Raw genomic sequence first — 8,020 nt, 5'->3', positions numbered from 1 at the left:
GGACAATTGGTTTCACACAACAAGAACGACCTGCTTAAATTCCGTAACTTCGGAAAGAAATCGCTTACCGAACTGGAAGAACTGCTCAGTAGCCTGAAGCTTACGTTCGGCATGGATATATCGAAGTACAAATTAGATAAAGACTAAAAACTGCAATGAGACATAATAAGAAAAATAATCATTTGGGACGTAAAACTGCGCATCGTTCGGCCATGTTATCCAATATGGCCAGTTCGCTCATCATGCACAAGCGCATCTTTACTACTGTTCCCAAAGCCAAAGAATTGAGAAAATACGTAGAACCCCTCATCACAAAGAGTAAGGAGGATACCACCCATTCGCGCCGGGAAGTTTTCGGTAAACTGCAAAGCAAAACTGCCGTAACGGAACTGTTCCAGACAGTATCGCAGAAAATAGCTGACCGTCCCGGAGGATACACCCGTATTATTAAGACCGGATTCCGTTTGGGGGACAATGCTGCCATGTGCTTCATCGAGTTGGTTGATTTTAACGAGAACATGCTAAGCGACGGCAAGGCGAAGAAAGCAAAAACCCGCCGTTCACGCAGGAAAGTATCCGGAGATGCCGCCGTGGCCGATGCACCTAAGGCGAAAACAAGCAAAACAAAAGCGGTAAAGGAAACCGAAGAGAACGTGAAGGAAGCGGCGGTAAAGGTGGAAGAAACCCCGGCTACGGAAACAGAACAAGATGAAACCGTTTTGGAGGAGACCGTTAACACCGATGTAATCCCGGAAGTGGAAGCGAAGACCGATAAAGAAAAGGCTGCTGCCAAACAGGAAGTAAAAGAAGAAAAGGTGGCAGCAAGCATAGAGGCTCAGTTAAAAGAACAAAATCCTGATACAGGTAAAAAAGTTCCTCTTCCAAGAGATAATGCATGATGTAAACTTTCATTAAAGGAAGTAAGAGAAACGCTGTGGGTACATCGTCATTAAGACGGAGACCTAAAAAACTCAGTCGATAATGTATTTACAGCGAAGCTGTGATTTTTAAAATGTTAAACATTTAAGAAAAGCGCCGCAAGTGATTTGTAGCGCTTTTTCGCTTTTTACCCGCCCCACCGGTCAACTTTTTATACTGCCGACTGTTTATTAATCAAAAGTATGGTAAATCTCCCGGAACGGATAGCCGCCCGGGTAAAGTCATATTGAGAAATTAAAAGCGGACGTTACGGTCAAAGTAACGAATGAAGGAGGATAACATGAAGAAGATTGTTGTAATAGGTTGCGGGTTTGGCGGGTTACAATTCGTGAATCATTTGAAAAAGGGACTGTTCGATATCATTGTGATCGATAAGATAAACCATCATCAGTTTCCCCCGTTATTTTATCAGGTGGCAGCGTCGCAGATAGAACCTTCCACCGTTTCGTTTCCCATCAGGAAAATATTTCAAAAGAGAAGGGATGTCCGCATCCGCCTTGCCCACGTGTTCTCTGTGAATGGTGAAGAGAAGTATGTGGAGACCTCTGTCGGCAGGTTCCCTTACGATTATCTGGTGATAGCTACCGGTACGAGCACCAACTTCTACGGTAACGAAAAGATTGAAAAAAATGCACTTGTGCTGAAATCGACCTACCAGGCGATCAATGTGCGAAACGCTATTCTGTATAATTTCGAGAAGCTATTGTACGCCGAAAAGAAAGAGGGATTATACAATATAGTGATAGTAGGTGGGGGAGCCACCGGCGTGGAGCTGGCAGGCGCTTTTGCCGAGATGACCAAGGAGATACTGCCGAAAGATTATCCCAATATCGATTCCAATAAGGTACAGGTTTATCTGCTGGAAGGCGGGCCGCATACACTTCCTAATATGAGCAGTTTTGCCCAACAATATTCGGAGAAATACCTCCGGTCGATGGGAGTGATCGTAAAAACAGGAACCATTGTAAAGGATTACGACGGGGAATTGGTTACCCTCAATAGCGGAGAGGTTATCCCGACCAGTAACGTGATCTGGTCGGCCGGTGTGACAGGTAACGTCATAGAAGGTATTCCCGCTGATTCTGTATTGCGGAACGGAAGGACCAGGGTAGACCGGATCAACAGGGTAGAGGGGCTGCAAGATGTGTTTGCCATAGGAGATGTGGCTTACATGGAAACGGAACAATATCCCCAGGGTCATCCGCAGTTGGCCAATGTGGCGATCGGGCAGGGGAAGAATCTGGCGAAAAACCTGCAGAAGATCGTGGATGGAAAAACCGATCTGAAACCTTATGAATACCGTAATATGGGTACTATGGCTACCGTCGGGAGGAACAAGGCGGTAGTGGATCTTCCGTTCGTGAAGTTCAAAGGGCGGTTTGCCTGGTTTGTATGGATGTTCCTCCACCTGATGCTCATCCTGAGCGTCCGTAACAAGCTGGTTGTTTTTATCAACTGGGCCTGGAACTATGTTACCAAAAACAACTCGTTGCGCCTGATACTGAAAGATAGTGATTGAAGTGTATCCGTATGGGATTTTTGAATTATGAATGATCAATGTGACTAACCACCCCGCTTATCCGGTTTGTTCAGGATAATATAAAAGATATCGATCCGGCAATCTACATACGGTATAACTTGAATATGTATCTATATGCCCAACAAGACCCAAACGGTAAGAAATTCATTCCTTATTTCCGGAAGGAAACGATACGGTACAAGGAATGTATTAATTATCAGTTGTATATTCGGAAATTAACGACGATACCAATCAGTTAATTATTTTGTGCCATAATAAACAATAGTTCTTTCCGGCATTATCGCTTGCCGGAAAGAATAAAAAGACAATGACGTCTTTGCGAGTAACAATGTCTATGAATAAAAATTAAATATGATTCTTTATGAGAACAATTAATGCATTAAAACTTACCCAACTCAGCAAATCGGAGTTGGAAGCAAGGCAGATGGGCATGTTGTGGGGCGGTGGAGGATCAACCTGCGGTTGCACCTGTACAGGTATTACTTTGACATCTTCTGAACACAACAAATGTGATGTATTTAAAAGAACATTTTCCGGCATATTTTAAGGAAAAAGTTTCGTTTGCTTCTGTTCTTCACAATCGAAATTCGGTTCATGAAATTAACAACTTCTTTAAAAGAAAAATTTGATAAAGAATTCTTTGCACTTTAAAAAAACAACAATGAAAAATCATATAACAATCAATATCTCAGAAGAAGACTGATGAATTTGATGTATTTTCTTACATATCACAAAAAATACATAAAATATATGAAAAAAATGGTTTTTGTCGTTTTTTTTTCTATATTGCGGATCTATTTTTAATGCGTTTTTTTTAATTCGCATAAATTATGGAAGATATATCCATATACAAGATTGCACTTTTTACGATCGCTGTTGGGAAAGATCCTATCTATTTTAATTCTGTACGCCGATATTTTCCCTACAATAAAATGAACTTTGGACAGGATCTTGATCTAGATTATTATGTATTCACCGACCGAAATGAAACGATCAAGGAAATTGTTTCCATTCCTTGCCAAACTACTTTATGGCCTTTTACTACACTGTTGAAGAATAACCTCATTACTGATTATCTGGATGCTTCTGGAAAATGGGATACTTACAGCCATATTTTCTTTATTGACGCTGATTTTGCAATTGGTGACCGATATAATTTTTTTCAGCATGATTTTCTATTGGTAAAACCCTATTGGAATAATAGAAACGGTGGAGGTTTTTTCTATGGAGGTAGAACCGAATATTTCAGGGAACTATGCATGCTTTTTTATGATGAAATCCGATTTATTCGTGAAAATAAATTATCAATTCCCCGTGATTTGGATGAATTTTACTTAGGTTTGTTCAGGGAACAATGTAGTGAGCATATCTATTTGATAGAAATGGATCAGCAGACCAACACCTTAATATTTTATGACAATGAAGATTTAGACCTCACAATTCAGGAGAAGGGCAAGTGTCTGTTTATGCAGCCCTATAAAGCAGAAGGGCGTGCCAACAAAACTTATGTTATTGATGATCAGAATGAAAAACAGGAATGCATTATCAATTTCGAAGAAGGATATATTTTCAATAATTATACTTACGATTTTGGTCGATTATTGAAAATAGATGATTCCTTTTATCGCATTCTATGGAACAAATGTCCGGAAGTAAGGGAAATATTAAACATAGAAACCTATAAAATCAGTAAACCGATTATTTAAAGAGATATACATTAAAATGACAATAATTGAGTTACCATCCCAAAGATAGAAAAATTTGGTAATAAGCTGAAGGTCTTTACTTCAAACGGTCTTTGAAATGTAGTAAGGTTAGTCAGACTACGTAAAGTTTCGACTATTGTTTTCTTCCTTCCTGTCTTGTTCTTTTTGGTATTGGACAGAATGTCGAAATAATATCTTCATTCATACAATGGTATTGATAAAATGTTTATGAGAGTAAAAGATTACCGATATGGTTTCTTTTTTAATTGTAGAATAACTTTTGAATAGTTTTATTGCTAACATACTTTTTAAGGTATCCTTCAATTCTAATACAGAAACTTTTGGTGAAATGGGAACAAAAATGATAAAACAATATTTAGAACACCAAATAATATAGAAATCACGCTAACAAATTACATGACACTTTGCTATTTGTATTTACTTGTACGACAAAGTTATTGATTTAAGGTATAATCTCAAAAAACATTGCATCCTTTCTTTAGAGATGGTGAATTTTTAAACTGAATTAAACGATGTAGTGATTGGCCACATACACAGGGATACCCCGCCCTATGCACATTTTTCCGAAAAAAGAACTTATAACCGGTTATACATCGCTTATCTGTTGTTGCCAAATGCTTTACAAAAAAAGACGTTTGCCATTGAAAAATTTAAATCTCCTGAAACATATTTTCAATCTTCTCTTTTATTTTATGAGAATTATGAATTTATCAAAACTATGAAATCTGATTTGGAGAGCAAGTTTACAAAGGATTTTATTTCATTTGACAAATTAAATAGAGAAAAAAATATAAAGAAAAAGAAACTATAAAAAATAAAGAACGAATACTTTTAAACCGTATTTCATACATTGTCTGTCATATTGATCAATCCAAAGGCATTGGGCTAGTGGCTGGGAAAATGGGAATTTCCATATTGCTATTTCACTACGCGAAATTTTCCCATAATCCATTTTTTTCTCAATTGGCAAAATCTCTTTTAGATAAAGTTATTGATGCTGTGTCTGAGAATATACCATTAAATTTTGCAGATGGATTATTGGAGATAGGATGGGGTATCAAATATTTATCCCTGCATAAATTTATTTCGGGAGATGTCAATAAAATATTGTCGGATTTAAATTTGAAAGTAATGGAAATATCCCCTGCAAGAATAAATCGTTACGATTTGTTCTATGGATTTGGCGGGATTGTAAGATACATACTGTGTCGATTATATTCTGAGAATGATAGAAATAAAGGTAATAATCCTTTTACCCCTGATTTCTTATCGGAAGTTTATAATAAATCGAAGGAAATCATTGAAAATGGCAAACACAATAACTGCCCCGAAACATATATAGAATACATTCTTTATTATAAAAATAGAAAAGACATAGATCCTCCATCTGTTTATGACATTACTGTCTTACCGTATTGGAGTGAATACAGTAAAAGAAATAAAGATTTAAGTTTGACCGGGGTTATTGGTTTTTGTTTGGAGTTTATAGCATATCAGCCAATCATTAATAATATTTAGTTAATTATGAAACAGGTATTTATCTTTTTAATTTTCAGCTTTTCATCCTGGGTTTGTTTTGCCCAGAAAAATTTATCACAGCAAACTCCGGGTGTAAATCCGATGGCACCTTACCCTTTTCAATTTGAATTGAAAATGAGTACCGTCGATTTGAGCAATATCCGGATACTGTATGCCATGAATGCGACGGACATCGGAAATATGGAAACATACGACGATTTACAATGTTTGGACATAGGGACACATTTTTCAAGATACTATAGTTATTTTGTATTTAACAACGACTCCTTAGCCTCTATTTGGATACAAGATAATCCAAAAGTTAATGACGAGTATAGAACGGTCGGATGGAAGGGCCCCATGGGAAAATACCAGGGATGGTCGGAGTATATCTATTCGGAATATTTCAAGGATTTTTCGAAAAAGGAGTTGACCGAATATACCCGTATGCCCAATAAATTATCGCATTTTGACAGCAGATGTACGGAACCCCTTCTCGTGCAAAACTGGGAAATAAGCGACGATACGTTGACCGTTGTCGGCTATTTATGCCAAAAAGCGGCATGCCAATTTCGAGGCAGGAATTATACGGCTTGGTTCACAACGGACATCCCCATCAGTAACGGCCCCTGGAAATTCGGGGGTTTGCCGGGATTGATCCTGAAAGTGTACGATGAGGAGAGGCAATTTGTTTTTGAATGCGTGGGGATTGAGAACTACCCCAAAAAGTTCCCCATACAAATGCATGATGCCTTTACACAATTCAAGAAAGCAGATAGAAGAAATCATGTGAAATTGAAAAGAGAAGCCCAGGAGAATTATTACCGGTTATTATTATTGCCTAATCCAAAAGGTATAGCTCTTGCGACACCAAATGAAGAAAAGTTAAATCCGTACAACCCCATGGAATTGGAATGAGGTTCAGGAGATTTGTAGCATAAAATACAATATGCGATGAGACAGTTTTTTTTCGGTATCTTTTTTTTGATTATTCCGCTGTTTGCATACTCCCAAACGATTCTTACCGGCACGGTCAAGAACAGGCAGGGAGAGCCTTTGATTGCCAACATAACCGTGCAGGCCAAGGGAAGTAACACGATTGCCGGGTTTACGACAAGCGACGAAAATGGGAACTACAAAGTAACTTACAAGGGAACAGCCGATTCCCTCGTGGTTACAGCCTCCGGACTTACAGTAGGGAAACATAGCCGTACAGTGCCCAACCGCCCGGGGCAGGTCGATTTCAACATTGAGGAGAAAGTCATTGAGTTGAAAGGGGTAACCGTCACTGCGTCACCAATCCGCCGTGCCGGAGATACCCTCAACTACGCAGTTGGCGTATATACCGGTCAAAATGACCGTACCATCGAAGATGTATTAAAGAAGATGCCGGGTATTGATGTGGATGAATCAGGTACTATTTCTTATAATAAGAAACCCATCAATAAGTTTTATATCGAGAACTTGGATCTTCTACAGGGTCGTTATAGCATTGCAACCAAAAACATTGAAGCACGGGATGTGGCGACCGTTCAGGTGATGGAAAATCACCAGCCGATCAAAGTGTTGGCAGACAAGATGTTTGTCGATGCGGCGGCACTCAACCTTAAATTGAAGGAAAACGCCAAGGGGAAGCTGATGATGAATGCCCTGGCGGGAGCCGGTTACGAACCGGCAATGTGGAATGCGGAATTGGTGGCGATGTACTTTGCCCCCCGAAAGCAAAACATGACGACCTACAAGGGGAATAACGCCGGTAAGGATTTGAGTCTGGAGGTTGTCACACGCGAAGGTTACGATTATAACTATGCGAGTTCCGAAAGTACCAGTATGCTCTCCATCACCTCCCCTTCCACTCCCCCGGTCAGCAAGAATAGATACATCAACAGTATCAGTAATGCTATTGCCGCGAACCAGTTGATTAAGATGAAGAAGGATATGGAAATGACATTCAATGCCATTTACTTCAACGACCGTGTGGGTAAGGAAGGCTATTCGGTTTCAGAGCAGTTTCTGCCTGACGGCAGTTCCGTAAGGATCGAAGAAAATATTAAGAGCTTGACCAGGACCAATAATCTGGATTTGTCGTTTAGATTGAATTCAAACGAGGAAGAGAAGTATTTCAACAATTCGTTGAATGTCAAGGGGAGCTGGGGCAATGATCGGGGAACGGGCGTTACAAGGAGTAATGTGGGAGATATGGACGAAATGCTGTCGCAGTATCTGTCCCGGCCTTTTTTCTCGGTGGGCAACTCACTGGATTTTATCCGGAACATCAGAAAACGAAGCTACTAGA

7 protein-coding genes and 1 pseudogene are annotated in these 8,020 nt (G+C 39.4%); all 8 read left to right on the top strand.

Annotated features, from left to right (window positions below):
• Positions 1–147, top strand: a 147-nt coding sequence (locus Q0502_RS18780) for a DNA-directed RNA polymerase subunit alpha C-terminal domain-containing protein (RefSeq protein WP_298654087.1), incomplete at its 5' end; no start/stop codon positions are given.
• Positions 148–155: 8 nt separating this feature from the next.
• A pseudogene (gene rplQ / locus Q0502_RS18775) lies at positions 156–584 on the top strand (50S ribosomal protein L17); the annotation flags it as partial.
• A 635-nt stretch (positions 585–1,219) separates the two neighbouring features.
• Positions 1,220–2,458, top strand: coding sequence for an NAD(P)/FAD-dependent oxidoreductase (locus Q0502_RS18770; protein WP_298654085.1), 1,239 nt, complete (start codon positions 1,220–1,222; stop codon positions 2,456–2,458).
• 382 nt (positions 2,459–2,840) lie between these two features.
• Entirely contained in the window at positions 2,841–3,026 is a 186-nt protein-coding gene (locus tag Q0502_RS18765; protein ID WP_298654083.1) for a TIGR04149 family rSAM-modified RiPP, read from the top strand.
• 283 nt (positions 3,027–3,309) lie between these two features.
• A complete protein-coding gene (locus tag Q0502_RS18760; protein WP_298654081.1) occupies positions 3,310–4,185 on the top strand; it encodes a hypothetical protein in 876 nt (291 codons plus the stop codon).
• Positions 4,186–5,094: 909 nt separating this feature from the next.
• On the top strand, positions 5,095–5,724 hold the full coding sequence (locus tag Q0502_RS18755; RefSeq protein WP_298654079.1) for a lanthionine synthetase LanC family protein: 630 nt from the start codon (positions 5,095–5,097) through the stop codon (positions 5,722–5,724).
• A gap of 6 nt (positions 5,725–5,730) precedes the next feature.
• Positions 5,731–6,642, top strand: coding sequence for a GLPGLI family protein (locus tag Q0502_RS18750; RefSeq protein WP_298654077.1), 912 nt, complete (start codon positions 5,731–5,733; stop codon positions 6,640–6,642).
• Positions 6,643–6,678: 36 nt separating this feature from the next.
• Positions 6,679–8,019: a carboxypeptidase-like regulatory domain-containing protein gene (locus tag Q0502_RS18745; RefSeq protein WP_298654075.1), complete on the top strand. Its 1,341-nt coding sequence runs from the start codon at positions 6,679–6,681 to the stop codon at positions 8,017–8,019.
• The last annotated feature ends 1 nt before the right edge of the window (position 8,020 follow it).

The organism is uncultured Proteiniphilum sp. (genome assembly GCF_937873925.1).
GTDB lineage: Bacteria > Bacteroidota > Bacteroidia > Bacteroidales > Dysgonomonadaceae > Proteiniphilum.
The sequence above is the reverse complement of the archived record's forward strand: the minus strand, read 5'-3'. Positions and strand labels throughout refer to the sequence as shown.